The sequence below is a fragment of the Yoonia sp. 208BN28-4 genome (genome assembly GCF_037543925.1).
Classification (GTDB): Bacteria; Pseudomonadota; Alphaproteobacteria; order Rhodobacterales; family Rhodobacteraceae; genus Yoonia.
Genome location: NZ_JBBIFY010000004.1, coordinates 474,363 through 499,827 on the forward strand (window position 1 = coordinate 474,363; position 25,465 = coordinate 499,827).

26 protein-coding genes and 1 tRNA gene are annotated in these 25,465 nt (G+C 58.7%); 16 read left to right on the top strand and 11 right to left on the bottom strand.

The features are described from left to right. Positions 1 to 21: 21 nt before the first annotated feature. Positions 22 to 3,474: a bifunctional proline dehydrogenase/L-glutamate gamma-semialdehyde dehydrogenase PutA gene (gene putA, locus V8J84_RS16120; protein WP_339933031.1), complete on the bottom strand. Its 3,453-nt coding sequence runs from the start codon at positions 3,472 to 3,474 to the stop codon at positions 22 to 24. A 105-nt stretch (positions 3,475 to 3,579) separates the two neighbouring features. Between putA and V8J84_RS16125 the strand changes: the two genes are divergently transcribed. From V8J84_RS16125 to V8J84_RS16135, 3 genes are all read left to right on the top strand, one after another. Further along, positions 3,580 to 4,059 (top strand): Lrp/AsnC family transcriptional regulator, encoded by a 480-nt coding sequence (locus V8J84_RS16125; protein WP_339933172.1) that lies wholly within the window; start codon positions 3,580 to 3,582, stop codon positions 4,057 to 4,059. Between the two features lie 117 nt (positions 4,060 to 4,176). Further along, positions 4,177 to 4,635: a tetratricopeptide repeat protein gene (locus V8J84_RS16130; RefSeq protein ID WP_339933033.1), complete on the top strand. Its 459-nt coding sequence runs from the start codon at positions 4,177 to 4,179 to the stop codon at positions 4,633 to 4,635. Positions 4,636 to 4,709: 74 nt separating this feature from the next. Then, positions 4,710 to 4,795, top strand: a tRNA-Leu gene (locus V8J84_RS16135). Positions 4,796 to 4,859: 64 nt separating this feature from the next. On the opposite strand, the gene V8J84_RS16140 is transcribed toward V8J84_RS16135, so the two are convergent. From V8J84_RS16140 to V8J84_RS16160, 5 genes are all read right to left on the bottom strand, one after another. Further along, positions 4,860 to 5,660, bottom strand: coding sequence for a lytic murein transglycosylase (locus tag V8J84_RS16140; protein ID WP_339933035.1), 801 nt, complete (start codon positions 5,658 to 5,660; stop codon positions 4,860 to 4,862). A gap of 64 nt (positions 5,661 to 5,724) precedes the next feature. Continuing rightward, positions 5,725 to 6,312 (bottom strand): YdeI/OmpD-associated family protein, encoded by a 588-nt coding sequence (locus V8J84_RS16145; RefSeq protein ID WP_339933038.1) that lies wholly within the window; start codon positions 6,310 to 6,312, stop codon positions 5,725 to 5,727. Beyond that, complete coding sequence (gene metG, locus V8J84_RS16150) at positions 6,312 to 8,075, bottom strand: methionine--tRNA ligase (RefSeq protein ID WP_339933174.1); 1,764 nt, start codon at positions 8,073 to 8,075, stop codon at positions 6,312 to 6,314. The genes V8J84_RS16145 and metG overlap by 1 nt, the downstream gene beginning before the upstream one ends. A gap of 6 nt (positions 8,076 to 8,081) precedes the next feature. After that, positions 8,082 to 9,320 carry an MFS transporter gene (locus V8J84_RS16155; RefSeq protein ID WP_339933040.1) on the bottom strand — a complete coding sequence of 413 codons (1,239 nt, stop codon included), beginning with the start codon at positions 9,318 to 9,320 and terminating at the stop codon, positions 8,082 to 8,084. Positions 9,321 to 9,405: 85 nt separating this feature from the next. Then, positions 9,406 to 9,987 (bottom strand): YceI family protein, encoded by a 582-nt coding sequence (locus V8J84_RS16160; protein WP_339933043.1) that lies wholly within the window; start codon positions 9,985 to 9,987, stop codon positions 9,406 to 9,408. A gap of 116 nt (positions 9,988 to 10,103) precedes the next feature. Here V8J84_RS16160 and V8J84_RS16165 point away from each other — a divergent pair, with 116 nt between their 5' ends. Then, positions 10,104 to 11,147: an aldo/keto reductase gene (locus tag V8J84_RS16165; RefSeq protein WP_339933176.1), complete on the top strand. Its 1,044-nt coding sequence runs from the start codon at positions 10,104 to 10,106 to the stop codon at positions 11,145 to 11,147. Here the strand turns inward: V8J84_RS16165 and V8J84_RS16170 are convergent. Next, the gene (locus V8J84_RS16170; RefSeq protein WP_339933045.1) at positions 11,141 to 11,593 is read right to left on the bottom strand and encodes a GNAT family N-acetyltransferase; all 453 of its coding nucleotides are present in this window, start codon (positions 11,591 to 11,593) and stop codon (positions 11,141 to 11,143) included. The two genes, V8J84_RS16165 and V8J84_RS16170, sit on opposite strands and share 7 nt — an antisense overlap. Positions 11,594 to 11,858: 265 nt before the next feature. Here V8J84_RS16170 and V8J84_RS16175 point away from each other — a divergent pair, with 265 nt between their 5' ends. The 4 genes from V8J84_RS16175 (at position 11,859) to V8J84_RS16190 (ending at position 15,923) form a co-directional block, all read left to right on the top strand. Further along, a complete protein-coding gene (locus V8J84_RS16175; RefSeq protein ID WP_339933047.1) occupies positions 11,859 to 12,767 on the top strand; it encodes a 3-keto-5-aminohexanoate cleavage protein in 909 nt (302 codons plus the stop codon). Beyond that, complete coding sequence (locus tag V8J84_RS16180) at positions 12,764 to 13,324, top strand: lipocalin family protein (protein ID WP_339933049.1); 561 nt, start codon at positions 12,764 to 12,766, stop codon at positions 13,322 to 13,324. The genes V8J84_RS16175 and V8J84_RS16180 overlap by 4 nt, the downstream gene beginning before the upstream one ends. 184 nt (positions 13,325 to 13,508) lie before the next feature. Continuing rightward, positions 13,509 to 14,975, top strand: coding sequence for a carnitine 3-dehydrogenase (locus tag V8J84_RS16185; protein ID WP_339933178.1), 1,467 nt, complete (start codon positions 13,509 to 13,511; stop codon positions 14,973 to 14,975). Positions 14,976 to 15,020: 45 nt separating this feature from the next. Further along, on the top strand, positions 15,021 to 15,923 hold the full coding sequence (locus tag V8J84_RS16190; RefSeq protein WP_339933051.1) for an EamA family transporter: 903 nt from the start codon (positions 15,021 to 15,023) through the stop codon (positions 15,921 to 15,923). On the opposite strand, the gene V8J84_RS16195 is transcribed toward V8J84_RS16190, so the two are convergent. Continuing rightward, on the bottom strand, positions 15,920 to 16,585 hold the full coding sequence (locus V8J84_RS16195) for an NUDIX hydrolase (protein ID WP_339933053.1): 666 nt from the start codon (positions 16,583 to 16,585) through the stop codon (positions 15,920 to 15,922). The genes V8J84_RS16190 and V8J84_RS16195 overlap by 4 nt on opposite strands. A gap of 7 nt (positions 16,586 to 16,592) precedes the next feature. Then, complete coding sequence (locus V8J84_RS16200; protein ID WP_339933055.1) at positions 16,593 to 16,988, bottom strand: DUF983 domain-containing protein; 396 nt, start codon at positions 16,986 to 16,988, stop codon at positions 16,593 to 16,595. 194 nt (positions 16,989 to 17,182) lie between these two features. Here V8J84_RS16200 and V8J84_RS16205 point away from each other — a divergent pair, with 194 nt between their 5' ends. The 4 genes from V8J84_RS16205 to V8J84_RS16220 all read left to right on the top strand — a co-directional run bounded on the left by V8J84_RS16205 (position 17,183) and on the right by V8J84_RS16220 (position 19,135). Beyond that, on the top strand, positions 17,183 to 17,653 hold the full coding sequence (locus V8J84_RS16205) for a calcium-binding protein (RefSeq protein WP_339933057.1): 471 nt from the start codon (positions 17,183 to 17,185) through the stop codon (positions 17,651 to 17,653). 88 nt (positions 17,654 to 17,741) lie between these two features. Continuing rightward, positions 17,742 to 18,332 (top strand): RNA polymerase sigma factor, encoded by a 591-nt coding sequence (locus V8J84_RS16210; protein WP_339933059.1) that lies wholly within the window; start codon positions 17,742 to 17,744, stop codon positions 18,330 to 18,332. Then, complete coding sequence (locus V8J84_RS16215; RefSeq protein WP_339933061.1) at positions 18,325 to 18,675, top strand: hypothetical protein; 351 nt, start codon at positions 18,325 to 18,327, stop codon at positions 18,673 to 18,675. Before V8J84_RS16210 ends, V8J84_RS16215 begins: the two co-directional genes overlap by 8 nt. Next, positions 18,668 to 19,135 (top strand): periplasmic heavy metal sensor, encoded by a 468-nt coding sequence (locus V8J84_RS16220; RefSeq protein WP_339933063.1) that lies wholly within the window; start codon positions 18,668 to 18,670, stop codon positions 19,133 to 19,135. The genes V8J84_RS16215 and V8J84_RS16220 overlap by 8 nt, the downstream gene beginning before the upstream one ends. Here V8J84_RS16220 and V8J84_RS16225 read toward each other — a convergent pair whose 3' ends face one another. Further along, positions 19,136 to 20,524 (bottom strand): diguanylate cyclase, encoded by a 1,389-nt coding sequence (locus V8J84_RS16225; protein WP_339933065.1) that lies wholly within the window; start codon positions 20,522 to 20,524, stop codon positions 19,136 to 19,138. A 93-nt stretch (positions 20,525 to 20,617) separates the two neighbouring features. Here V8J84_RS16225 and V8J84_RS16230 point away from each other — a divergent pair, with 93 nt between their 5' ends. The 4 genes from V8J84_RS16230 (at position 20,618) to V8J84_RS16245 (ending at position 24,375) form a co-directional block, all read left to right on the top strand. Then, positions 20,618 to 20,896: a DUF3572 domain-containing protein gene (locus tag V8J84_RS16230; protein ID WP_339933067.1), complete on the top strand. Its 279-nt coding sequence runs from the start codon at positions 20,618 to 20,620 to the stop codon at positions 20,894 to 20,896. A gap of 8 nt (positions 20,897 to 20,904) precedes the next feature. After that, positions 20,905 to 21,579 (top strand): HAD family hydrolase, encoded by a 675-nt coding sequence (locus V8J84_RS16235; RefSeq protein ID WP_339933071.1) that lies wholly within the window; start codon positions 20,905 to 20,907, stop codon positions 21,577 to 21,579. Between the two features lie 95 nt (positions 21,580 to 21,674). Beyond that, positions 21,675 to 23,231 carry a trimethylamine methyltransferase family protein gene (locus V8J84_RS16240; RefSeq protein WP_339933073.1) on the top strand — a complete coding sequence of 519 codons (1,557 nt, stop codon included), beginning with the start codon at positions 21,675 to 21,677 and terminating at the stop codon, positions 23,229 to 23,231. A gap of 40 nt (positions 23,232 to 23,271) precedes the next feature. Beyond that, a complete protein-coding gene (locus tag V8J84_RS16245) occupies positions 23,272 to 24,375 on the top strand; it encodes a hypothetical protein (RefSeq protein ID WP_339933075.1) in 1,104 nt (367 codons plus the stop codon). Here the strand turns inward: V8J84_RS16245 and V8J84_RS16250 are convergent. Continuing rightward, entirely contained in the window at positions 24,372 to 25,421 is a 1,050-nt protein-coding gene (locus V8J84_RS16250) for a zinc ABC transporter substrate-binding protein (protein WP_339933077.1), read from the bottom strand. The two genes, V8J84_RS16245 and V8J84_RS16250, sit on opposite strands and share 4 nt — an antisense overlap. Positions 25,422 to 25,465: the final 44 nt, after the last annotated feature.

Genomic DNA, 25,465 nt, shown 5'->3' on the forward strand with positions numbered 1-25,465 from the left:
CCCGCAAACGGTCAAGGGCGATCAGGCCTCGCTGACAGCAGCAAGCAACGCGGCATTTCCGCCAGCGGCTGTCGTATCAATACAGACATGCCGTTCGTGCAGCACATGGGCCGCATCGGGGCAATCGGTGATCAAAGCGACGATGGGTCCGTCACGCTTGGCAAGTTCCAGAGCGTAGTGCTGCCCCAGCTTTTCTTCCCCCCACCAGATAACCGATCCGGGCTCGTCACAGGTGGCCAGCCATTCCGGCCTGACATGACCGTTTGCCGTAACCGGCATCCCGCCAAGGGCGCGGACCTGCTTGGCCTGTTCGGCTGCGGCCTCGGCGCCGGGGCCGAGGCACAGAACGGGACCACGCGCCGCGACGCTATGGCGATTAGACTCGCCGGTGGGACCGGGAAGATCACGCGGGGCAGGGGCGGAAGGTGTCTGGGCATCCCGCATCGCCTTGTTCAGTCGCTTAAGGCTGTCATTGACGTCCCATGCAGCGGCAATATCAGGCCGCGCCCGAACGCCGAAACGCGGCAGATAGTGCGGACCGCCGGCTTTCGGTCCGGTTCCCGAAAGCCCTTCGCCCCCAAAGGGCTGGCTGCCGACGACAGCACCGATCTGGTCGCGGTTGACGTAGATATTTCCGCAATTTACCTGCTCAAAGATGGTTTGCACACGATCATCAATGCGTGTGTGCAGGCCAAACGTCAGGCCATATCCCGTGGCATTGATCGCCGCGATCACGTCATCCAATTCCGAAGCCTTAAACGTTGCCACATGCAGCACCGGCCCGAAAACCTCGCGATCCATTTGCGCAATCCCATCCACGCGCAGAATCGTTGGTGCGACAAAGTGCCCGTCTGTCGGTGTTGTCAGCGCATGAATAAGCCGCCCCTCCGCCGTGGCCGCTGCGATATAATCCGCGATGCCGCGATGCGCCGCGCTATCAATGACCGGCCCAACGTCAGTTGAAATATGCCACGGATCACCGATGCGCAGTTCCTGCATCGCACCCTTCAGCATTTTGAGCAGCTTTTCAGCGATGTCCTCCTGAACATACAGGCACCGCAGGGCAGAGCAGCGCTGTCCGGCAGACCGGAAAGCGCCGTTGATGATATCGCGCACGGCATGTTCCGGCAGTGCCGTGCTGTCCACGATCATCGCGTTTAGGCCACCTGTTTCCGCAATCAGCGGCGTGCCGGGCGCGCAGTTCTGCGCCATGTTGTCCTGTATCTTCATCGCCGTGGCCGTTGAACCTGTGAAGGCCACACCCGCGATGCGCCTATCACCGGTCAATTCGGCCCCGACAGCGCCTCCGCCGGGTAAAAGTTGCAAGGCATGGCGGGGCACGCCAGCCTCATGCAGCAGCGCAACCGCCTTTGCAGCAATGAGGGGGGTCTGTTCGGCCGGTTTGGCCAACACGCCATTGCCGGACGCCAAGGCCGCTGCGATCTGGCCGGTGAAAATCGCTAAGGGAAAGTTCCAGGGACTGATACAGGTCCAGACACCACGCGCTGGAGCGTTGGACGTGAGGGCTTGCGCCGCGTAATAGCGCAGGAAATCAACCGCTTCGCGTAATTCGGCAACGGCATCTGGCAGTCCCTTGCCAGCTTCGCGGGCGAGAATGGCAAAGAGCGCACCGGCGTTGGCCTCATAAGCATCAGCGGCAGCGTTCAGGGCGGCCGCTCGTGCAGTAACATCTGCGTCCCACCGCGCGGCATGCGATAGCGCAGTTGCAATGTCTGCTTCAGCCGTTTCTGTCACATGGCCAACGATGTCCGACGGCTTGGCCGGATTGAAGATCGGGCGGGTATCGGTACTTTTCGTGTCAACCGCCAGCATCGGACCGGCACTAAGCGCCGTATGCAGCGCATCACTGCGGTCTTGTTCGATTTGTGCGAGGGTCGGCGTGTGCGTCAGGTCCCAGCCTTTGGAATTCTGGCGCTCCGGTTCGAATAGTTCAGGCCCTTTGGGAAGTGTCAGGCCCTTTCCTACTGCCTCAAACGGGCATGCTGCCACCGTTTCCGGGCTGACATCTTCATCCACGATTTGGTTTACGAAACTTGAGTTCGCGCCGTTCTCCAGTAGTCGCCGCACCAGATAAGCCAGCAGATCTTCGTGTGCGCCAACGGGTGCATAAATCCGACAGCGGGTGTGTTGGGCATCCAGTACGATTTTGTGTAGCGTTTCGCCCATCCCATGCAGACGCTGGAATTCATAATCGGACGCCGTGCGCCCTTCGGCGTGGGCAATATCAAGCACGGCAGCAACCGTATGCGCGTTATGCGTGGCGAATTGCGGATAGATGCGATCTGTCATGCCAAGCAGACGGCGTGCATTGGCGATATAGCTGACATCCGTGTGCGCCTTTGTCGTGAAGACAGGGAAACCGTCCAGCCCTTCGACCTGTGCGCGCTTGATCTCGGCGTCCCAATACGCGCCTTTCACCAGTCGCACCATGATCTTGCGATCCAGCCGCTCCGCCATGTCATAAAGCGTGTCGATCACCAAACCTGCGCGTTGGCCGTAAGCCTGCACAACGATGCCAAATCCATCCCAACCGGCCAAGGCGGGTTCTGCCAGAACAGCCTCGATCACATCAAGTGACAGGGACAGGCGGTCTGCCTCCTCGGCATCGATGTTGAACCCCATGCCAGCCGATTTCGCGAGCATGGCAAGCGCGCGGCACCGTGGCACCAGTTCGGCCATCACGCGGTCGCGCTGCGCCTCTTCATAGCGGGGATGCAGTGCCGACAGTTTCACAGAAATGCCGGGGTTTTCAGCCACGCTGTCATGCACGCAGTGCTGTGCAATTGCGCTGATCGCGCGGGAATAGGACAGGTGATAAGCGCGTGCATCAGCATCCGTGCGAGCCGCTTCACCCAGCATATCATAGCTGTAGGTGAAGCCCTTGGCTTGCATGCCGTCCGCGCGTTTCATCGCTTTTTCGATGGTTTCGCCAAGCACAAACTGGCGACCCATTTCGCGCATGGCACGGCCAACGGCAGTGCGGATTACCGGCTCCCCCAGACGCTTGATCGCGCCGCGCAACTGACCTGAAATCCCCTTGCGTTCATCATCAAGTACACGCCCTGTCAGCATCAGCGCCCATGTAGACGCATTGACTAGTGACGACGCGGAATGGCCCAGGTGCTTGCCCCAGTCCGATGGTGCGATCTTGTCTTCGATCAGCGCGTCCATCGTGTCACCGTCAGGCACCCGCAAAAGCGCCTCGGCCAGACACATCAGCGCAATCCCCTCATCGGTCGACAGCCCGTATTCGGCCAAAAAAACTTCCATCAGACCGGGCTCTGCGCTGTTGCGGATTTTGCGCACCAAATTGGCCCCATCAGCCGAGATATTGCGGCGGTCTGCATCTGACAGCGCAGCCGACGCGATAAGGTCTTCAAGCACCTCCATTTCAGGGGCGTAAATGGCAGCATCAATACGGGTCCGAAGGTTGGTTTGCGAATCGCGCGGCATGGGAGGCTCCTGTCTAATCTGCCTTCAGATTAGCATATAGCCAAAAGGCGATTGACCTGCTAATTTGAACCCCAGCGTACTTTTGTATTTATGATGGTGATTTTGATGGTCGAAAAGAACTCGGTTTTGGACATATTCGATAAAAAGATACTTGATGCATTATCCGTCGAGGGTCGGGTATCCGTGACCGAACTTGCCCGCAGAATCGGTTTGTCAAAATCGCCCACGCAGGCGCGTTTGCGCCGTTTAGAAGAAACAGGGGTCATTCGCGGATATCGCGCATTGTACGATCCCATCCGGCTTGGCCGTGATCACGTGGCCTTTGTTGAGGTGAAACTGTCAGACACCCGCGAAACGGCGCTGGCTGCGTTTAACGCCGCGGTGATGAAGGTGGCCGAGGTGGAACAGTGTCATTTGATCGCAGGGGCGTTCGATTATCTGCTGAAAGTCAGAACATCAGGGATGACCGGATACCGCGCTGTTTTGGCGGAGAAAATCTCGACTTTGCCGCATGTGGCCAGCACGTCGACATATGTTGCGATGCAAGCCGTGAAAGAAGAGGGATTGGCACCAATCGCCCCCTGACTTGACGCTGCGGCAGCGTGCGCCAGTTTATATAGCATGCGATATCTTGTTCTTTCCCTTGTGTGCGCGACCCCTGCCTTTGCTGAAACCTGTCCAGCTGTGGCGGATAATTCCGATATGCTGGCTACCATCTATACCGAATTGAACGGGCCCGACGGCCAATTCCGCAATCGCCAACTAAGCGCGCAGTTGTGGGAAATCTGGACCGATGCCCCTGACGCCAAGGCGCAGGCACTTCTGGACGAGGGTATGCGAAAGCGCGAAGGGTTTGATCTGGCCGGTGCAAGTGAAACGCTGGACGAGTTGATCGCTTACTGCCCCGACTATGCCGAAGGGTATAACCAGCGCGCCTTTGCCAATTTCCTGCGGCAGGATTTTGATGCAGCGCTGGTTGATCTTGATCGCGCGCTTGAATTGTTGCCAAACCACGTTGCAGCTTTGTCGGGCAAGGGACTGACCTTGATGGGGCTGGGCCGGACGGAAGAGGCGCAAGAGGCATTGCGCGCTGCCGTGGCGCTGAACCCGTGGCTATCCGAGCGCAGCCTGATCATCGAGCCACCCGGGCAGGATATCTGACCCGCGCAGCCCATCTAACATCTTGCCCCCCGCGCAGGTGCACCTTACGAAAGGCTCACTTATCCCAGACACGGGCCCCCGTGGTGGAATGGTAGACACTGGAGACTTAAAATCTCTTGGCCGTACGGCCGTGCCGGTTCGAGTCCGGCCGGGGGCACCACTGGCAAGAAAAAAGCCACCCGCGTGTGATACGCGGGTGGCTTTTGTCGTTTTATGGCGCGAGCTTAGCCGTCGATGCGGGCCGCAGAAAGCGCGATAGCCTGTTGGTATACAGTTGCCGCGTTCCATTCATTCAGCACGCGGAAATTCGTCGTGCCTTCCTGATAGGATTGTCCGGGCTGCCAGCCTTTCTGCCGCAGGAAGTTTGCGGTCGAGGCCATTGCATCGGCCTGATTGTAGAGATCGACACGACCGTTGCGATCAGCATCAACACCATAGCGCAGGGCATTGCCTGGCAGGAATTGCGTATGACCCATTTCGCCATGCGCAGCGCCGCGTTGGTTCGGGTCCAGACCGCCTTGATCCACCAACTTCAGCGCAGCAATCGCATGTGGGGTGAAGAAACCCGCGCGTCGACAGTCGTAGGCAACAGTGGTGATCGAATCGACCACTGGTGTGTTGCCCATGTTGCGCCCGAATCCGGTTTCCATGCCGTGAATCGCCAAAAGGATGCCCGCTGGAACGCCGTAGGCCTGCTCAAGCGACGCGTAGAAACCTGCGTTCTGGCCCTTCACACGGCGGGCTTGCGTCGCAAAACTGTCGATAGATCCAAGGCGGATACGGATAAAGTCATCAAGCGCATAGCGCACGCCACGCTGATTGCGGTCGGCGTTGATGGTGGATTGGGAATAGCTTGCGTTGGCAAGGGCTTGCAGGCCGCGCTGGCCGACACCGGCAGCGGCAGCTTCGGAGGCGAAAGCCTGTTTCCATGCGCCAAAACCGCTGGCGTCGTTGCCGCACTGGGCAGCGTAAGATGCTGTGCCAAGCGCAATGGCCAGCACAGATGCGGATAAAGTCTTAAACATATCAAGTCTCATGTGGTTAACGTCATCATGAATGATAGCATGACGGGCCGGTTATCCAATAACCTTACGATTTTCGCCATTGAAACGGGCGGCGACCTGCTGTGCTGTCATCGACGATTGTCGCGATCTTCGCGGCACGGGTGGCGGGGCGTTTCGCATTCAGCAAGATTTCCAAAGCGCCCCGTTTGACCGAGCGGGGGAAGGCGTGCCATGCAGCCTCAGCCCCCGGTGTGGCATCAAATGATGCCTGAAGATCAGTTGGGATCACCAGATTTTCGACGTCATCTAACGCAGTCCATGTGCCATCGAATTTTGCGCGCTGCACAACGGCGCGTCCTGCGTCGGTCATCTGGCCGCTATCCTCGAGTCGGGCGATCTTGTCTTTGTTTACCCGCGACCAATTGGACTTGGGGTTGCGCGGCGCGAGGTAGAGCATTGTGCGAAAGTCGTCTTTGCCGCGCGTGAGACTGTCGACCCAGCCAAAGCACAGACATTGATCGACGATATCCGTGACCGCCACATACCGTGGGTCCGCCTTTTTGTAGGTCACACTCCAGATGCCATCCGGTTGCGTGTGATGTGCAGCAAGCCAGTCGCGCAGGGCAGGGACGCTGTCAAACGTCACCTGTTCTGCGTCGTCCAGCTTGCTCATCAGTCGCGGGTGCCTGCGAACCGCTCCGCCCATTCTTCGCGCTCGTCATCGGTGAGTTTGCGGAACAGGTTTTCAGGCACTGTAAATGCGTGACCAGCGCGTAGGGCGGTCATAGCGGCGGCGACATCATTGGGCCAGCTTGCGTCATCGGTCTGCATCGCGTCCAGCATGGTTTTGCTGGCGTCGGGGATGAAGGCGGCGGATAGGACGGCATAGAGACGGATAAGATTGAGACCGGTTCGCACCTGCATAGCGGCGCGGTCGGGGTCGGTTTTGATCGTGGTCCAAGGTGCCTGCTCTTGCAGGTATTCGTTGCCTAGTACCCAGATTGCACGCAATTCAGCGGCGGATTTGCGGACTTCGCGATTGTCCATGTGCTGCTCGAACGCGCGAATGCGGGTGGTGAGGGCAGCGATCAGCGCTTCCTCGTCCGGCCCTTGCGTGCCAGCCTCGGGAACGGCCTCGCCAAACTTGGAACGGCAGAACTTCGTGATCCGGCTAACGAAGTTGCCCAGCACGTCGGCTAGGTCTTTGTTCACATCCGTCTGGAACGCCTCCCACGTAAATTCCGCGTCGGACGATTCAGGCGCGTGGGACAAAAGCCACCAGCGCCAGTAGTCGGCAGGCAGGATTTCAAGCGCCTGATCCATGAACACGCCGCGCCCGCGCGACGTGCTGAACTGGCCGCCGTCATAGTTGAGATAGTTGAACGATTTGATGTAATCGACCAGCTTCCACGGTTCCTGCGTGCCTTTGATCGTGGCTGGGAAGCTCAACGTGTGAAACGGCACGTTATCCTTGCCCATGAACTGGGTGTAGGTCACGTCGTCGGCACCTTTGTCGGTGCGCCACCAGCGCGCCCAATCGGTGCCTTTGCCAGCGGCCTCCCATTCCTGCGCGCAGGCGATGTATTCGATGGGCGCGTCAAACCAGACGTAGAAGACCTTGCCCTCCATGCCGGGCCAGTCGGCGTCACCCTTCTTGACCGGGATACCCCAGTCCAGATCGCGGGTGATACCGCGGTCTTGCAGGCCGTCACCATCGTTCAGCCACTTTTTCGCGATGGAGGTGGTCAGCACGGGCCAGTCTGTCTTGCTTTCGATCCATGCGGCCAGATCGTCTTTTAGCTCGGACTGGCGTAGGTAGAGGTGCTTTGTCGTGCGCACTTCAAGATCGGTGGAGCCGGAAATGGTCGAGCGTGGGTCGATCAGGTCGGTCGGGTCCAGTTGCTTGGTGCAGTTGTCGCACTGGTCGCCGCGCGCGCTGTCAAAGCCGCAGTTGGGGCAGGTGCCTTCGATATATCGATCTGGCAGGAAGCGGCCATCGGCGTTGGAATACACCATATCCTCGGTCACTTCGCGGATCAGGCCCATATCGGCGAGCCGTCCTGCAAACTGTTGCGTGAGCGCGTGGTTCTGTGGCGAGGATGACCGTCCGAAGTGATCAAACGATAGCCCGAAACCGTCCGCGATATCCGCCTGAACGCTGTGCATCTCGGCGCAGTATTCAGCGACAGGCTTGCCCGCTTTGGCCGCAGCCAGTTCGGCAGGGGTGCCGTGTTCGTCGGTGGCACACAAGAATAGCACCTCATGCCCACGCTGGCGCAGATACCGCGCGTAAAGATCGGCTGGCAGTTGCGAGCCGACAAGATTGCCCAGATGCTTGATCCCGTTGATGTAGGGAATGGCTGAAGTGATCAGGTGGCGGGCCATGTGCGTGTCCTTGCTGGTGTTGCGCCGTTCTAGCGAAGGGGCGGGGCGGATGCCAGACTAACTCTTGTCGCTATCATTATCGCGGGCGCGGCGCGTCAGCCTGCCGATCTGGAACGAGGTGCGCGGCGCGGTCACATAGGCGGTGCGTTCGTCAGGCGCTGCACGGACCCGCATCCGGCTTAGGCTGACGATGACCAACAGAATGTGTGTGATCGAAATGAAGTAGAACAGTGCAGCAGATCCGAAGTATTCGATCAGGGTCGACGTGGTGTAGGGGGCTGCAATCGCGCCGACCGCGTAAAAGAACATCAAGGCAGCAGATAGTTCGACACGTTGATCGCCGGTTGCAAAATCATGGGCGTGGGCGGTGGCGACCGAATAGATCGGGAAGGTTGTCAGTCCGAAAAGTCCCGCAGCAATCATCACGCCAGTGGGCCCCGACGCCGCCGCGAAAACTGTCACGGCAGAGGCGATCACCGCTGCGATGGACAAGCCGATCAGCACATAGCGGCGGTCGTATTTATCGGCGGCCCAACCCATCGGGTACTGGCCTATAAAACCGCCCGCCACGAAGGCCGCCAGAAACGCACCGATCTGGTCGGGGCGCAGGCCGACCTCTTGTCCATAAATCGGGCCGACCATGCGAAACGATGCAGACGAGATCGCCGCCACGATCACGGCGGCAACTGCCAGCGGTGAACAACGCCAAGCCAGCGACGGGCGCAGGCGGGTGGCCTCTGGTGTGGCGGGTTGAGATGTCTTGGTCAGCGTGAGCGGCAGCAGTGAAGCGCAGCATAGGATCGTCAGAAGGTTGTAGGCGATGTAGGTTTCCATGCTGGCCAATGCGCCGATCATGAATTGCGCGACAAAAGACGCGCCCGTGTCCGCGATGCGGTAGCTGGCCATGGCCCGCCCGCGGGTTTCGTTCGTCACTTTGGCCTGCAACCATGCCTCAATCACCGTATAGCAGCCTGCGATGCAGATACCTGATGCAATCCTGCAAATTGCCCACCAGATCGGGTCTTGCAAGATCACATGGGCCGCAAGGCCGATCGCACCAAGCGCTGTGAACGTGGCAAAGGCGCGGCTATGTCCGACACCGCCCATCAGGCGCGGTGCCCACCAGCATCCGATAAAAAAGCCCATGAAATGCGCGGACCCCAGAAAGCCGACCTCGGCGCGCGAAAAGCCTCCTGCCAGTCCGGTCAAAGCGTCCAGCGGGCCAACGCCGCCTGATGACAGTTGCAGCAAGGCAACTGACGCAAAAAGGGCCGCAAAGGAGATCAGCATTCGCATGTGCTGACCTTGCGACGGGACGGGCCGGAATTACTAGGCTGAAAGCGACCCTGTTTGGCGCACAGTTGGTTTAATGGCCAATGAGCTAAGCGCGCCTGATCCGCGCCACGATCCGCAGTGCTACGGTAGGGGCTACAAGGCTCGCGTAGCCGGACGCCCCAAACGCGTGACGGTCAAGACCACCGGTCAGCACCAGCGTGAGTTCCGGGTCGGTTTGCCCGACCGTTTCGGCCTGCTGGCTAAGTCTTGCTGCCAATGAGATTGGCTGGGTCACGCCACGCACGGTCACGCGTCCGTTCACCACGGCTTCGGCTGATGTGGCACCGGTGCGGATCGACGTGCTTTCGAACTGGATCAACGGAAAGCGCGCGGTGTCGAGGACTTCGGCGCTTTTCAGCGCCTGTGTGGCAAAGATGATGCCCATCTGTGCCGCAGCCGGGCGCAGGGTGACCGACACGCGGCTATTGCTGACTTGTCCAAAATCCAAGGCAAGATCGGCTGATGTGATTGGCATGGTGCCTGCATAAGCCTCACCCGCTGCGGTGACAGAGAATCCGACTTGCGACCTAGCCGCATCAAGCCGGTATGCCACGGGGGCCGCCAAGCTGATTTTCGGCGCGGCAATAAGCGCAGGCAGGCATACCATTATTGTCCGTCGTGTCAGCATCGTCGTTCCTTTGTCGCGGCACCTGTGATTTGCCTAGCAGCAATTCGACACGGGTTGTCGTCACGATAACACACGTTAGGTTGTCCGCTTGAAATAAGACAGAAAGCCCAATGATCATGAAGAAAATTCCGCTTGGCCGCTCCGACCTGATGGTCACCGACTGGTGCCTTGGCACAATGACATTCGGCAATCAGACACCGGAAAGCGACGCGCACCGCCAGATTGACATGGCGCTTGAGGCCGGGATCAACTTTCTGGACACGGCCGAGATGTATCCCGTGAACCCGGTGTCCGCCGAAACCGTGGGCAATTCGGAAAAGATTGTGGGCACGTGGCGCGCGAAATCGACCCGCAAAAACGACATGCTGGTTGCGACCAAGGTATCGGGGTCAAACGGCGGTTTTGTGCGCGACGGCAAGGGCTATGATGGCCAGATCATTCGCGAGGCTGTCGATCAGTCGCTTGTGCGTTTGCAAGCGGACACCATTGATCTTTACCAGCTGCACTGGCCTGAACGCGGATCTTATATGTTTCGGCAAAACTGGACCTATGACCCCTCTGGCCAGAACAAGCAGCAGACGTTGGATCACATGATGGACGTGCTCGAGGCGATGGACGATGTGGTCAAGGCGGGAAAGGTGCGCGCCTTCGGGCTGTCAAACGAAAGCGCTTGGGGCACGACCCAGTGGATCAATCTGGCCGAAAAACATGGCCTGCCGCGCGTTGCTGCCATTCAGAACGAATACTCCCTGCTGTGCAGGCTCTACGATACCGACATGGCCGAAACTGCCGTGAACGAGGATGTGGTCCTGCTGTCATTTTCGCCGCTGGCATGTGGTCTGCTGACTGGCAAGTATCAAGACGGCGCCATCCCCGAAGGTAGCCGCCGGTCCATCGGGCCAGAGCTTGGCGGGCGTATGACCCCGCGCACATTGCCGATCACGCAGGTCTATCTTGATATCGCGTCCAAGCACGGCCTTGATCCGGTGCACCTGGCGATGGCGTGGCAGGCAACGCGGCCGTTCGCCGTCTCTGCAATCTTTGGCGCCACCACGACAGACCAGCTTGCCCATCTTTTGAAAGGGCGTGATCTGGTGCTGTCGGATGAGGTCATTGCAGAGATTGACGACGCGAACCGCGCAAACCCGATGCCTTACTGATCCTCAAGCGGAATCCAGAACCTTGGCCCGCTATCGGTGATTTCCTCAAGGCCCATCGCGCGATAGGCCGATTGCGCGGCGATGTTCTTGGGGTCGGTCCCAATCGTCAGCCCGCGCGCACCGGCATCACGCCCGATTGTTTTGGCGTAAGCGATGACCGCCTTACCAATGCCCCTCCCGCGATGGGTTTCGCAGACGAACAGGTGATGGATGTCGATGCGGGCAACGCCGGTGTGCAGCGATAGCGTATGGTTCAGACCCGCATAGCCAGTAATGTTCGGTCCATCGCGCATGACAATGGCGGTGGATCGCTTGGCCGGACCAAAGAATGCATCCTGCAACTGGCCCAGCGTCACTGTGGCCGTATCGCCGTGAAACGCAGATAGCGCGCGGATCAGCTTAAGAATGGCGGGCAGGTCGCTCGGGCGGGCAAGTTCGGGTGTCATTGCTATGTCCTTGGTTTTGGCCGCGCTAAGGGGGACAAAAGAAAAAAGCCGCCCCAAGCGGCGGCTTTCGATTGTGTTGGAATGCACAAGAAGGCCGCTATGAAAGCAGGCCGTAAAATCGCCGATGAGATACGTTCAGGTGCATGACGATTGTGATCGCACTATCCGCTTTAATCTGTCAACCACGACAGACCCGTCGCTTCCAGACTTGTCCCGCGCCGCAGAATCGCGGACGGTTGCGGCAATCACGCAGGCGAGGACCCTCATGCCCCTTTCGATGAATACCGATGTCTTTATCACATGCGCCGTCACCGGATCGGGTGCCACGCAGGATCGTAGCCCGCATGTGCCGCGCTCGCCTGAACACATTGCCGACAGCGCGATCGCCGCGGCAAAGGCGGGTGCCGCAATTGTGCATTGTCATGTGCGTGATCCCGAAACCGGCGTGCCGTCGCGCGACCCAAAGCTTTACCGCGAGGTGACAGACCGCATTCGCGCCGCTGATGTAGATGTGGTGCTGAACCTTACCGCCGGGATGGGTGGTGACATTGTTTTTGGGGGCGTGGAAAGCCCGCTACCAACGGTGGACGGCACCGATATGGTCGGTGCCACGGAACGTGTGGCGCATATCGCGGAATGCCGGCCAGAGATTTGCACGCTGGACTGCGGCACCATGAATTTCGCGGAAGCGGATTATGTCATGACCAACACCCCTGGTATGCTGACCGCGATGGGCAAGATGATGACCGCGCTGGGCGTCAAGCCGGAGATCGAGGCGTTTGATACCGGGCATCTGTGGTATGCCAAGCAATTGGTAAAAGACGGTGTTTTGGATGCGCCCGCCTTGGTGCAACTCTGTATGGGTGTGCCGTGGGGGGCGCCTGACGACCTGAACACCTTTATGGCGATGGTGAACAACGTGCCTGACGATTGGACCTTTTCGGCTTTTGGCCTTGGGCGCAATCAAATGGCATATGTCGCCGCTGCCGTGTTGGCGGGGGGCAATGTGCGTGTAGGTCTGGAAGACAACCTCTGGCTTGGTAAGGGGCAGCTTGCGACCAATGCCGAACTTGTGACCCGCGCAAAAGGTATCATTGAAGGCATGGGCGCGCGTGTTATCGGGCCGGACGCGGTGCGCGAAAAGCTCGGTCTGACCAAGCAGGCGCCGCAATGATCCGTCTGGCAATCAAGGCCGCTGCGGCGTGCATCCTTCTGGCAGCCTGTAGCGATGGTGTGACCGAAGATGACAACGGCGGCCTGCTTGAGGTGTACCGCGACACCTCACAGCCCATTTCATCCGCAGCTCTGTTTGATCCGGCCCGCTATACCGGCGTCTGGCACGAGGTGGCGCGCTATCCCGTGCCATTTGAACGTGGCTGCGTTGGCGTGACAGCCGAATATCAACTGATCGCGACGGACCACATCTCGGTCCAGAATATCTGCCGTGATGAAACTGGCGAGGTTTTGTCCGTGATTGACGGCAGCGCGGAGATCGTTGGCCCCGGACAACTGAAAGTCAGTTTCCCATCAGTGCCGTTTGGCGCTGCGGACTACTGGGTTTTGTGGGTTGATGAGGGGTATCGCACCGCTGTTGTCGGTGCGCCAAACGGGCGCTCCGGTTGGATTTTGAACCGTGACCCGATCATTCCCGCGGATCGCCTTGAGGCCGCTCGACAGGTCTTGGCATTCAACGGATATGACCTGTCACGTCTGCTGATTGTGCCGCAATGACGTGGCGCATTCCGGCTGCGGCAATCGCCGTGCTATTGTTTGGCCTTATCCTCCTGCAAATGGATCAGCTTATTTGGGGGGCGATCCTTGCGACACTGGCAGTCGTGGTTCTGCTCGCATGGGGCACCGCCAAATTTATCGCGGGCATGGCGCCCAAACCTAGCGTGAAAAGACTGAAAAGATGATGCAGAATAAAGTTGCGGCAATCGTTGGTGGTGGCGTTATCGGCGGCGGATGGGCCGCGCGTTTCCTTCTGATGGGATGGGACGTGCGTGTTTTTGACCCCGACCCGGACGCAGAGCGCAAAATCAACGAGGTGCTGGCCAACGCGCGTCGGTCGCTTCCCGGGCTATCCGACGTGGCGTTGCCTGCTGAGGGCGCCTTGTCGTTTCACGATTCCATCGCAGAGGCGGTTTGGCCCGCCGCGTGGATTCAGGAAAGTGTGCCAGAGCGTCTTGATATCAAACACAAAACCTATGCGGAAATTCAGGCAGCTTGTGATGCGGGCGCTGTCATTGGATCGTCGACAAGTGGTTACAAACCGTCCGAGCTTCAGCAGGATGCGTTGCGGCCTGAACAAATCGTCGTCGCGCACCCGTTTAATCCGGTCTATTTGCTGCCGCTTATCGAATTGGTGCCGTCCTACAAAAACGCCCCGCAAATCGTTGAAAATGCAAAAGATATTCTTGACCAGATCGGGATGTATCCCCTTCATGTCCGCGCCGAAATTGACGCGCATATCGCGGATCGCTTTCTGGAAGCGGTTTGGCGCGAGGCGCTTTGGCTAATCAAGGACGGCGTGGCGACCACGGAAGAGATCGACAACGCCATTCGCTATGGGTTCGGGTTGCGCTGGGCGCAAATGGGATTGTTCGAAACCTACAGGATCGCCGGTGGCGAGGCGGGAATGCGCCACTTTATTGAACAATTCGGACCTTGCCTGTCATGGCCTTGGACAAAACTGATGGACGTGCCGGACCTCACAGATGACCTTATCGACCAGATCGCCGATCAGTCCGATACGCAGTCTGGCCACATGACGATCAGAGAACTTGAACGCGCCCGCGACAACAATCTGGTGACAATCCTGCGCGGCCTGAAAGCACAGGACTTTGGCGCCGGCGCTTTGCTAAACAAACAAGATGATCGCTTGAAGAACGTCGTAAAACATATTGATTTGGTTGATGATTTGTCTGTCCCAATCGTCACGGTGTCCCGCGCAATCCCGCTTGATTGGACGGATTACAACGGCCACATGAACGAGGCCCGCTATCTACAGGCATTTGGCGACGCAACTGATCAGCTTATGGCCATGATCGGATGCGATGCTGATTATATCGCGTCCGGTGGCAGCTATTTCACCGCCGAAACGCATATCCGCCATCTTGATGAGGTGCATGCCGGGTCAAAGATTAGCATCGATACGCAAGTAATTGCTGGCAAAGGAAAGAAACTTCATCTGTTTCACCGGATGCGGTCTGGGGATCAGTTGCTGGCGACCGGGGAACATATGCTGATCCATGTCAGTTTGGAGACCCGCAAAGCGTCGGAACCTGATCCGCGCGTCGCAGTGCCGCTGGCCAAGGTGGCGCAAGCCCACGCATCGTTGCCGTTACCTGAAGGTGCTGGTGCTGCCGTCGGCAAGCGGTAATCTGGAAGCTGGCATAGCGGCCCTGTTTCGCGCACAACAAGCGACATGGAGCTTTGGATCTACATCACGTTCGCGGCAGCACTGGCGCAGTCGCTGCGGTTCATGCTGCAAAAACAGCTAAAATCAGCGGGCCTATCCACCGCGGGTGCCACGTTTGCGCGGTTTGTCTTTGCTGCACCGTTGGTTGCGCTGATCGCGATGTCATATGCGTGGTTTTCAGGACAGGGATTGCCAAAAGTGTCGCCCGTCTTCTTTGCTTATGCAATCGCGGGCGGGACATCGCAGATATTGGCAACGATGTGCGTTGTGGCATTGTTTTCGCTGCGCAATTTTGCCGTCGGGATTACATTTAAAAAGACCGAAGTCCTGTTGAGCGTTTTGATCGGCTTCGTGATTTTGGGCGACGCGGTGACTGTGCCAGCCCTGATCGCCATATTTATCGGACTGGCTGGCGTGCTGCTCCTGTCCGATCCGCCCAATGCGACAGGCCGTTGGCACAAGCGCATTTTGAACAAGGCTGTAGCACTGGGCCTTCTGTCCGGCCTCTTGTTCGGGTTTTCGGGCGTGTTCTATCGCGGCGCATCTTTGTCGATTGCAGAAGGCGATACGTTTTATCGCGCCACAATCGCGATGATGTGTGTAACGGCCTATCAGGTTTTGGTCATGACAGCTTGGCTGCGCTGGCGTGAAGCGGGCGAGATCGGTAAAGTTTTGGTGGCTTGGCGCAAGGTCGCCCTGACCGGTCTGGCCAGCATGATCGGCACCATGTGTTGGTTTTCAGCCTTTACGCTACAAACTGCCGGCTATGTGAATGCGGTTGGCCAAGTTGAGCTGATATTTTCCATTGCCATCGGGGCCATGGTCTTTGGTGAGCGGATCACAGCGCGGGAATGGCAGGGGCTTTTGCTTTTGACCGGCAGCATCGTGTTGCTGGTGCTGGTCGTCTAAAGAACCGGTGCGCCGCCCAGCCGTGACACCAGATGTGCCTCGTCATCATTGCGGAAAAACGGCACGTGGGCAGGGGTGCCGCCGGTTTTAAGATGGCTGGCAAGTTCTGCAATGACTACTTGTGTGATGAAGGGCAGATCGAATTTCCGCGCGTCCCGCAAAGGTACCCATTGCAGGTGTGACAGCTCATCTTCTGCGTTGCTGAAATCGTCGGGATCGGAACAAAGCGCGTCAGCGCCAGCAAGGAAGAAGCGCGCATCAAAACGCCGTGGTCGCCCCTGCGGGGTCACAGCGCGAAAGAAAAACTCAAGCTTGCGGGCATCAGGACGATGTCCTGTTCTGGCAAAGCCGCGCCATCCCTGCGGCGCATCGGCCCAATCGGCTGGCGTGCCGAGGATCTGACCTGTCTCTTCCCAAAGCTCGCGGATCGCGGCGGCGGCAAGTGTCTGGGGGCTCAGGGTACTCTCACCTGTAAGCCGCGTCGCCGTCGGTTCTGGCAGTGCGCCCACATCAATTTGCGCATCACCGTGATCGACCGCGCCTCCGGGAAATACAAACTTACCAGGCATGAACGCCGCAGAGGCCCCACGCTGCCCCATCAGCACAGCGTCCTCGCGCAGGATAATGACGGTGGCCGCATGTCTAATCTGGGACTTGTCCATAGGTGGTCTAGCTGGACGCCCCGCCAAAGCCATGCATGCGTCGCGCCCATTGAATGCCGACGACCATGCCTTTCATGCGGGGTAGCAGATAAAGCGACAGCGCCACGCAGCCGATCGAAAACAGCGTCGCCATTACCAAGGGATCAGGGCGGAACTGGGTCCATACGATGTGAATAAGCGGCGCAAGAAGGTGCCCGACGATCAGGATCACAAGATATGCCGGACCATCATCGGCGCGGTGATTGTGCAATTCCTCGCTACAGACCGGACAACGGTCCACCACCTTGAGATAGCCATCAAACAAATGAGCCTCGCCACAGGACGGACATTTGCGCTGAAAACCACGCCACATGGCCGGTTTGGTCGGGCGATCATCGGGGGTCTGGTCGGTTTCTTGCAGCATGGCGGCACTCCGTTTCGACTTCTACATGGCGGTGTTTGATTGAAAAATAAAGACTTTGTGCGGGTTCTGCGGCGCTCAGCCGCATGAAACAGATTTTTTTTGCACGCCGAGCGCCGGAAACTTCTGACGCGTCCGTTGAACCCACATCGATTGGCTGAGCAGGCCAGTCCGAGATCAAAAAAAGGACGAGACATATGAAAACGACATTTCTGATCGCTGCAATGACAGGTGCAATGCTGCTGCCGGCACTGGATGCAGCCGCCGATGGTCCCCGTGAAAAGCCCGACTTTGCAACGCTTGACACCAACGGTGACGGCACATTGACGCTGGAAGAACTGCAATCGCAGGGCCGTTTTGCCACCGCAGATGCCAATGATGATGGCGTGTTGTCACAAGACGAACTGACCGCAGCGGCGCAGGGACGTGCCGCAATGGCGGTTGAGCGGATGCTTTCGCGTCTGGATGAAAATGGTGACGGTGCCATCAGTCAGGATGAACTGCCGGATCGTGGTGATCGCGCTGAGCGGATGTTCTCGCGTGTTGACGCGAACGATGACGGGGCCATCAGCGCCGAGGAATTTGAGGAGATGCGCGCTCATCGCGGCGAAGGCCGTGGGCGGGGATCGCGCCACCATGACGGCAACGGTCCTCGTGATCGCGGCTAACACATACGCACATGGCCTTGTGCGCGGGCCCGCTCGCGCGCAAGGTCGGTTTTGCCAGGATGATCTGATGTGGCTACGTTTCTAATCCATGACCCAGACAAATGCTCGATCTGCACCGCCCGAGGACGACGAGGCGCTTTTGCTGGCCTATGCCGCTGGCGACCGGTCGGCGGCCGCGGCATTGGTCGGGCGTCACTTGCCGCGTGTTGTGGGGCAGGCCACGCGGATGTTGCACGATCAGGCGGAAGCAGAAGATATCGCACAAGAAGCGATGATGCGCCTGTGGAAAGTGGCGCCGGACTGGCGAACGGGCGAGGCGCAGATTTCAACATGGCTTTACCGCGTGGTCGCAAACCTTTGCGTGGACAGGTTGCGAAAACGGCGGGATCGCACCGGCCTTGACCAGATCGCGGAACCTGCGGATACGACCGCGTCAGTCACGACGCAAATGCAGGATCAGGCGCGCTTGACGGCATTGACGGATGCGCTTGCGACGCTGCCGGACAGGCAGGCAGAGGCAGTTGCGTTGCGGCATCTTGAAGGGTTGGGGAACCCGGAAATTGCGCAAATCATGGACATCAGCGTGCGGTCCGTGGAAAGTCTTACAGCACGCGGGAAACGGGCGCTGGCCGAAATTTTAGCAGGTCAGCGGGATGCACTGGGGTATAATGATGACTGATCCGAAGATGGATGATCTGGACAAGATGCTGGATCTTGCCGCCCGCCGCGCTCCGCCGGTGGGTGATGATTTGATGAGCCGCGTGCTGGCTGATGCATATGATTTGCAACCTGCATCACAGATGGTGCCGAAGGTGCGCCGGTCAGCTTGGAGCAGCTTTCGCGATCTGATCGGCGGCTGGCCTGCAATCGGTGGTCTTGCGACGGCTGGTGTGGCTGGCGTCTGGATCGGATTTGCGCCGCCGGTATCACTTGAAAATCTGGCGGCGGACCTCGTGGGGACAACCCAAGAGGTTGACCTGATGGGGTATTCTTACGGGTTGGAGGACGTGTTTGATGGCTGATACTGCACGTCCATCCCGGCTGCTGCGCAGTGTACTTGTGTTATCATTGGCCTTGAACCTCATCGTCGTTGGTCTTGTTGTAGGCGCGTCCTTCTCGGGCCGCTGGGATAAGGGTCCGCGCGGGTTCGATTTTGGCGCGGGTCCAATAGCGGCGGCTTTGCTGCCCGACCAACGTGATGCGTTGCGTGATGAAATGCGCGGTTCAGCAGGCCCGACACGTTTGCGCCGCGCCGATATTGCGGCCGATCTTCGCCCGGTTCTTGATGCCCTGAAAAGCGACGCTTTTGATGATACGACGCTGGAAGCATTTTTCGCGCAGATGCAGGACCGTGGTGCGGCATTGCAGTCCGCAGCTCAAGAAGCACTGATCACTGTGATCCGCGATATGGATGCAGCGGAAAGGGCTGCGTTTGCTGGCCGGCTGGAAGAGGCCCTGAAACGCCCGCGGCCGCGCCCCTAGCTAGGCCGCATTCATCGCAAACGAAACCTGATCGCGGCCACCGAGTTTTGCAGCATATAGCGCTTCATCGGCCTGCCTGCACATGCTGTCGCCACTTGGCATTGCGCCGTCCTGCGTATGCCAGACTGCAACGCCAATCGACAGCGTCACCCGCACATGCAGCGCGCCGTCCTGCAAAATGTATGGCTTGCCATTGATCACACGGCAGAGCCTGTCGGCGGCAATCTCGGCCTGCGCGAAATTGGTGTTTGGCATGGCGATCAGGAATTCCTCGCCGCCGACGCGGGCGATCATATCCACAGCACGCAGGTTTTCCCGAAAACGCTGCGCGGTCTGGCGCAGGATTGAATCGCCTGCAGCATGCCCGTGCGTGTCGTTGACCCGTTTGAAGTGATCAATGTCGAGCATCATGACCGTCAAATCCTGACTGGTCTTGGTTGCCTGTTCAGCAAGGCGCAGCAGATGAGGTTCGGCGTAACGGCGATTATAAAGGCCTGTCAGCGGGTCCGTGACCGCCGCTTGCAGGCCGTTGCGGACAGTGGCACGCAGCTTGTCCTGTTGTTCCTTGCGACGGACAAGCCGCGCTGCCCGGTGGGTGATTTCATCCGTGCCGATGCCACCAAAGGCCACGTCATCGGCCCCCAGATCTAGCGCCATCGCGGCCACGGCACGCGCGTCGGGGCGCAGTACTACAAGTTGCGATGAAAGCCGCGTGTCTGCGCGTGACCGCAGATCGGATACGAGCCGGAAGATGGCATTTTCGTCCTGCGCATCGGTGGCATCAATAACAAACAGGTCCGGTACAGGGGCAAGTGCCTGTGCGGATAGTCCTGTCTTCGCGGGCATCACTTTTAGCCCGCGTTGAAACAGCTCACTGACCTGATCGACAAACGGAGAGGCGCAGTTTTCGGCAAATGTCAGAACGGCAATTTTGGCGGCATGAACGAAGTTGGCGGTTTCTTCTTCAAAGCCAAGAGCGCGACTGGTGCCATCGCGCAGCCAAAGTTCGGCATTGGCGTTGCGCATCCGTAAAAGGCTGCGGATCCGTGCCAAAAGCAGTGCATCCTCAATCGGGCGTGGCATCACCTCGTCCGCGCCTGCATCAAGGGCGGCAAACCTTGCGCGGCAGGTATCCACCATGCCAACGCCGATGATCGCCAGATCGGCGGTTTCTGGATCGGACTTCAGATCATGGCAGAACGCATGCTGATCTTCGGCGGGGTCTGCCATGTTCAGCAGAATCATATCAGGGCGCGCCTGCCTGATCGCAATGCGGGCCTGATCCAATGTGGCGCAGGTCTGCACATCGTATTGCGCGGACTGCATTTTTACTTTCAGCACGATGCGATTGCTGGCAATGGTATCGACGATCAGAAGTCTTCCCGACATCTTTCTTCCTTTGTGTGGTTTCACCACGGAGCGCGTGTCGCTACATTCCCGCCTAATCGTTAAGAAAGAGTTCACTTCATCAGGATGCCGCAAATGTCGCCAGAACGTGCCGAAATGATTGCATTGCAGGCCTTGGGCTGGCTTGTGGGCAATGATGACCTGTGTCCTGTTTTTCTGGGTGCAACCGGAAGCTCGGTTGAGGATCTGCGGCAACAGGCGGGTGATCCAGCGTTTCAGGCCTCTGTTCTGGATTTTCTGACGCAGGACGACGCGTGGGTCGTCGCGTTTTGTGACGCCCATGACATTGCTTATGACCAGCCGCTGATGGCGCGCTACGCCTTGCCAGGTGCGGAGGCTGTGCATTGGACCTAAGGGGGATCGTGTTCGACAAGGACGGCACGCTTTACGATTTCAACGCCACGTGGGGCGCTTGGGCGCACATGATGCTGATGACCGAAGCGGCGGGAAGTGCTTCGCGTTTTGCAGCTTTAGCCGACACGCTTGGATTTGATCCCGAAGCCAAACGGTTTCGCGCGGGCAGTATTGTTATCGCTGAGACGGTAGATGTTGTGGCCGATGCGATTCTGCCGCATCTGCCCGATCCTGATAAACCCGCGTTGATGGAGCGGATGAAGGCCGCAGCCACATCTGTGCCACAGCAAGAGGCGGCAGATTTGCGCGGTTTGCTTCAAAATCTGCGCGGTCGCGGTCTGAAACTGGGTGTCGCGACCAATGATGCGGAAGCCCCTGCGCGCGCACATCTGGGACGGTCTGACATTGTGCCGCTGTTCGATTTCATCGCGGGTGCCGACAGCGGCTTTGGTGGCAAACCGCAAACCGGTCAGTTGCAGGCGTTCTGTGACCAGACCGGACTTGCCGCCGCCAAATGTGCGATGGTTGGTGACAGTTTGCATGACCTGCACGCAGGGCGCGCTGCAGGGATGGTCACCGTTGGCGTGCTGACCGGACCCGCACCGGCCGAGGAACTTGCCCCGCATGCAGATGTGGTTCTGGCCTCTGTGGCTGACATTCCTGCGTGGCTTGATCGGGCCTAGGGCTCTGTTTGCGACGCAATTTGTCGAAAAAGCAACTTCATCGCGCTCGGTGACCTGCCAGTCTGATCTTGAAACGATGAGACGGGATGGTGACGATGGCAAGCGGGAATAGACGGCAGCGCGGTGGTGGACGGGCAGGGGCAGCCCAGCGGCGCGGCGGCGAAGTGATCGAACAAATGCCATGGCGGATTCCGGTAAATACCGATCGCCCGACAGAGCCTCTTGGCACCGAAGGTGTGCAGGCCATCCACGACGGCGCGATGCGCATCCTTGAAGAGATCGGAATCGAATTTCTAAACGACGAAGCTCGTGAGATTTTCAAGCAGGCGGGATGCAAGGTTGATGGCACCAACGTCAAGATGGGCCGCGACTGGGTGATGGAGATGGTGGGCAAGGCCCCCGACCAGTTCACGATCACACCACGCAACCCGAACCGCGAGATTACGATTGGCGGCAATCACATTCTGTTCGGTAATGTATCATCCCCGCCCAACTATTATGACCTTGAGATCGGAAAAAAGGTCTCTGGCACGCGCGCGCAATGCGCCGACATGCTGCGTCTCACCCAGTATTTCAACTGCATCCACTTCGCTGGCGGCTATCCGGTGGAACCTGTCGATGTGCACGCCTCTGTTCGCCACCTTGATGTGGTGTTCGACAAAATGACCCTCACTGACAAGGCAGCACACGCCTATTCGCTGGGCAAGGAGCGGGTCGAGGACGTGATGGAGATGGTCAAGATCGCAGGCGGTCTGACTGAGGAAGAGTTCCAGTCCAAGCCGCATATGTATACCAACATCAACTCAACTTCGCCGCTCAAGCATGATGTGCCGATGATCGACGGTTGCTTGCGCTGCGTGCGGCGTGGGCAGGCCGTGGTGGTGACGCCATTCACGCTTGCCGGGGCGATGGCGCCCGTCACCATGTCAGGGGCTGTCACGTTGTCCATTGCCGAGGCGCTGTCGGCGATTGCTCTCTTTCAATACGTCCGCGCCGGTGCGCCTTGTGTCATCGGCACCTTCACCAGCAACGTCGATATGAAGTCCGGCGCGCCTGCGTTTGGCACGCCAGAATATATGCGGGCCACCCAAATGACGGGGCAGATGGCACGGTTTTACGGTCTTCCGATGCGTGCATCGGGTGTCTGTGCTGCCAATGTGCCTGACGGACAGGCGATGTGGGAAACATCCAACTCGCTCTGGTCCGCTGTGCAGTCTGGCACGAATATCGTCTATCACGCGGCAGGCTGGCTTGAGGGGGGGCTGATCGCCAGCCCTGAAAAGTTCGTGATGGATTGCGAGGTTTTGCAGATGATCCAGCGCTATATGGAGCCGGAGATCACAGCGACAGGACCGGACGAGATTGCCATCGACGCGATTAAGGAGGTGGGCGCACAGGGCCATTTCTTTGGCATCCAGCATACGCAGGACCGCTACGAAAAGGCATTCTATCAGCCATTTGTCTCGGACTGGCGCAATTTTGAGGCTTGGGAGCAGGCGGGTGCGGAATGGACAGCTGAACGGGCGCATCGCATCTTTAAAGACATCGTCAATAACTTTGAGCCCCCCGCCATGGACGCCGGTATCCGCGAGGAACTGGAAGCTTTTGTCGATCGTCGCAAGTCCGAGGGCGGAGCGCCAACCGATTTCTGATGAGGCTTCCCAGCCCGTGCGCCACATGCGACGGTAGGCCATGACTGTCACGCTTCAGACCGAAAACTTCGACGCATTTTTCGATGCCCCCTTTGCTGCCTATGGCACAGATTCGCCCTATGTTTCGCCGCTGCGATCCGATCTGAAACGCTTTCTGGACAAGTCCGCCAATCCGCTTTTCCGCGGCAATAGCGACCTGACCTATTTCACCGCCCACCGCGATGGGCGCGTTGTTGGTCGGATCACGGCGCATTTTCACGCAGAATCAAACGCGATGCATGATCCTGATCTGGGGTATTTCGGCTATTTTGATTGTGCTGATGATGCGGATGCCGCCGCTGCCCTTCTGACGGCTGCTGCGGATTGGCTGCGCGCGCGCGACTTTTCGAAAATGGCCGGCAACTTCAACCTGACGGCCATGCAGCAGATTGGTGTGGTCACGGAAGGGTTCGATCGCAGGCCTTACCTTGATCAGGTCTGGTCGCCGCCGCACATCGCACGGCTTTTGACCGAAAACGGCTTTGCACCACAATTTCCGATGGCGACATTCTCGCTTGATCTAACGCGCGGTGGCCCAACCATCGGCCCCAAGCAGCAGGCGATCCTTGACGATCCTGCGTTTGCCTTTGCACCGGTCACCCGCCACACGATCCCCGCCAGAATGGACGACGCGCGGCTGATTCTGAACGCGTCATTCGCCGACAATCCGATGTTTGTGCCCGTCACAGCCGACGAGTTTCATTTTCAGGCCAAGGACATGAAATGGATTATGGACCCGCGTCTGTCGGTTGTGCTGCATCATCATGGCAAGCCAGCGGCCTGCGTCATTTGCGTGCCCGATCTCAATCCGCTCCTGCGCCGTATCGGTTCCCGGATGGGGATATCAACGCCTTGGCACTACCTGCGTCATCGCATGACGAATACCGGTATTTCATTGATATTTCTTGGCGTTATTCCGGCGCTGCAAAATCGCGGCGTTAATCCGCTTTTGATGGCGCGTATCATGCAGGCCGCGCGCGACGCGGGCTACAAGACGCTGGCCAACACTTGGATTGCGGATGAAAACGGCGCAAGTCTTGCGCAGGCGGTCAAGGCGGGTGCTGATCAGCAACACCGCCTTCACCTGTTTGCCAAAGCGATCTAGCGCAGACAGTCAGCCATCGTTTGCGCCAGTTTGCGCATCATGTTGCCATAGGCTTCAGGGCCGAGTGGATAGTCCGCGGCGGTGGCATCAATCATCGCGGTGCGTGCATCGGTGCCTTCGATCAGAAGCGTGGCCCAAGCGGGATCGGTTTCGCGATCTGTCAGGATGCAGGTGACCTCACCAGACTGCACCATATCCTGTAGTGCTGCGATGCGGGCAGGGCCGGGGGCGTGCGCGTCAGATCCCGCAATTGCACCAGCCGCAGGCAGATCAAAGCGCGCCTCGAAATACTGATAGCCGTCGTGAGGCAGGATATATGTCCCCGTCACACCCTCCAGCATCATTTCAATCTCCGCGCCCAAAGCTGCCAGATTGGCCTGTGTTGCCTGCGCATTTGCGGTGTAGGTCGCAGCATTATCGGGATCCATTTCACCCAAGGCCGAAGCAATCTGCCCAACCCAGATCGCGGCGATGTCGGGATCAACCCATGCATGCGGATCGATGGGGCCGTGGTCATGGTCGTGCCCCGCATGATCTTCATGATCTTCTTGGCTGTCATGGTCGGCGTGATCATCGTGCTCGTCGTGATCCGCGTGGTCGTCGTGCCCTTCATGATCATCATGCTCGTCATGGTCAGCGTGATCAGAATGACCTTCGTGACCTTCGTGATCAGAATGGCCTTCGTGATCGTCGTGGTCGTGCACAGCCTCACCGCGTGTTTCAAGCGGCTCCCAGCCTGATGTCTCCAACAGGACAATCTGGCGTGCCTCCGGTGCCAGTGTCGTCACAGGTTCGGCCAGCCACGGTGTCATTGCGGGACCAACCCAGACCAGCAGGTCAGCGCCTGCAAGGTTTGCAGCATCGCCCGGTGACAGGTCGTAGTCATGCGGCTCGGCTCCGGCGGGCAGCAGGCTTTGCGGTGTTCCGACCCCGTCCATGACCTGTGCGGTCAGGCTATAAACCGGTGCGAAGTCCGTCAGAACCTGTGGCACCTCGGCTTGCGCCGCAAACGGTACAAGTGCAATGGCAGTTGCTGTGCGGATCATAAAGACGCTCCCTTGAACAAATGGTCGCGACAGGCTATACATTG

Excerpts from the sequence above, each read along its gene's own strand:
- putA (WP_339933031.1), bottom strand. The coding sequence starts at position 3,474 with ATGCCGCGCGATTCGCAAACCAACCTTCGGACCCGTATTGATGCTGCC.
- V8J84_RS16125 (WP_339933172.1), top strand. The coding sequence starts at position 3,580 with ATGGTCGAAAAGAACTCGGTTTTGGACATATTCGATAAAAAGATACTT.
- V8J84_RS16130 (WP_339933033.1), top strand. The coding sequence starts at position 4,177 with ATGCTGGCTACCATCTATACCGAATTGAACGGGCCCGACGGCCAATTC.
- V8J84_RS16140 (WP_339933035.1), bottom strand. The coding sequence starts at position 5,660 with ATGTTTAAGACTTTATCCGCATCTGTGCTGGCCATTGCGCTTGGCACA.
- V8J84_RS16145 (WP_339933038.1), bottom strand. The coding sequence starts at position 6,312 with ATGAGCAAGCTGGACGACGCAGAACAGGTGACGTTTGACAGCGTCCCT.
- V8J84_RS16155 (WP_339933040.1), bottom strand. The coding sequence starts at position 9,320 with ATGCGAATGCTGATCTCCTTTGCGGCCCTTTTTGCGTCAGTTGCCTTG.
- V8J84_RS16160 (WP_339933043.1), bottom strand. The coding sequence starts at position 9,987 with ATGCTGACACGACGGACAATAATGGTATGCCTGCCTGCGCTTATTGCC.
- V8J84_RS16165 (WP_339933176.1), top strand. The coding sequence starts at position 10,104 with ATGAAGAAAATTCCGCTTGGCCGCTCCGACCTGATGGTCACCGACTGG.
- V8J84_RS16170 (WP_339933045.1), bottom strand. The coding sequence starts at position 11,593 with ATGACACCCGAACTTGCCCGCCCGAGCGACCTGCCCGCCATTCTTAAG.
- V8J84_RS16175 (WP_339933047.1), top strand. The coding sequence starts at position 11,859 with ATGCCCCTTTCGATGAATACCGATGTCTTTATCACATGCGCCGTCACC.
- V8J84_RS16180 (WP_339933049.1), top strand. The coding sequence starts at position 12,764 with ATGATCCGTCTGGCAATCAAGGCCGCTGCGGCGTGCATCCTTCTGGCA.
- V8J84_RS16185 (WP_339933178.1), top strand. The coding sequence starts at position 13,509 with ATGCAGAATAAAGTTGCGGCAATCGTTGGTGGTGGCGTTATCGGCGGC.
- V8J84_RS16190 (WP_339933051.1), top strand. The coding sequence starts at position 15,021 with ATGGAGCTTTGGATCTACATCACGTTCGCGGCAGCACTGGCGCAGTCG.
- V8J84_RS16195 (WP_339933053.1), bottom strand. The coding sequence starts at position 16,585 with ATGGACAAGTCCCAGATTAGACATGCGGCCACCGTCATTATCCTGCGC.
- V8J84_RS16200 (WP_339933055.1), bottom strand. The coding sequence starts at position 16,988 with ATGCTGCAAGAAACCGACCAGACCCCCGATGATCGCCCGACCAAACCG.
- V8J84_RS16205 (WP_339933057.1), top strand. The coding sequence starts at position 17,183 with ATGAAAACGACATTTCTGATCGCTGCAATGACAGGTGCAATGCTGCTG.
- V8J84_RS16210 (WP_339933059.1), top strand. The coding sequence starts at position 17,742 with ATGACCCAGACAAATGCTCGATCTGCACCGCCCGAGGACGACGAGGCG.
- V8J84_RS16215 (WP_339933061.1), top strand. The coding sequence starts at position 18,325 with ATGACTGATCCGAAGATGGATGATCTGGACAAGATGCTGGATCTTGCC.
- V8J84_RS16220 (WP_339933063.1), top strand. The coding sequence starts at position 18,668 with ATGGCTGATACTGCACGTCCATCCCGGCTGCTGCGCAGTGTACTTGTG.
- V8J84_RS16225 (WP_339933065.1), bottom strand. The coding sequence starts at position 20,524 with ATGTCGGGAAGACTTCTGATCGTCGATACCATTGCCAGCAATCGCATC.
- V8J84_RS16230 (WP_339933067.1), top strand. The coding sequence starts at position 20,618 with ATGTCGCCAGAACGTGCCGAAATGATTGCATTGCAGGCCTTGGGCTGG.
- V8J84_RS16240 (WP_339933073.1), top strand. The coding sequence starts at position 21,675 with ATGGCAAGCGGGAATAGACGGCAGCGCGGTGGTGGACGGGCAGGGGCA.
- V8J84_RS16245 (WP_339933075.1), top strand. The coding sequence starts at position 23,272 with ATGACTGTCACGCTTCAGACCGAAAACTTCGACGCATTTTTCGATGCC.
- V8J84_RS16250 (WP_339933077.1), bottom strand. The coding sequence starts at position 25,421 with ATGATCCGCACAGCAACTGCCATTGCACTTGTACCGTTTGCGGCGCAA.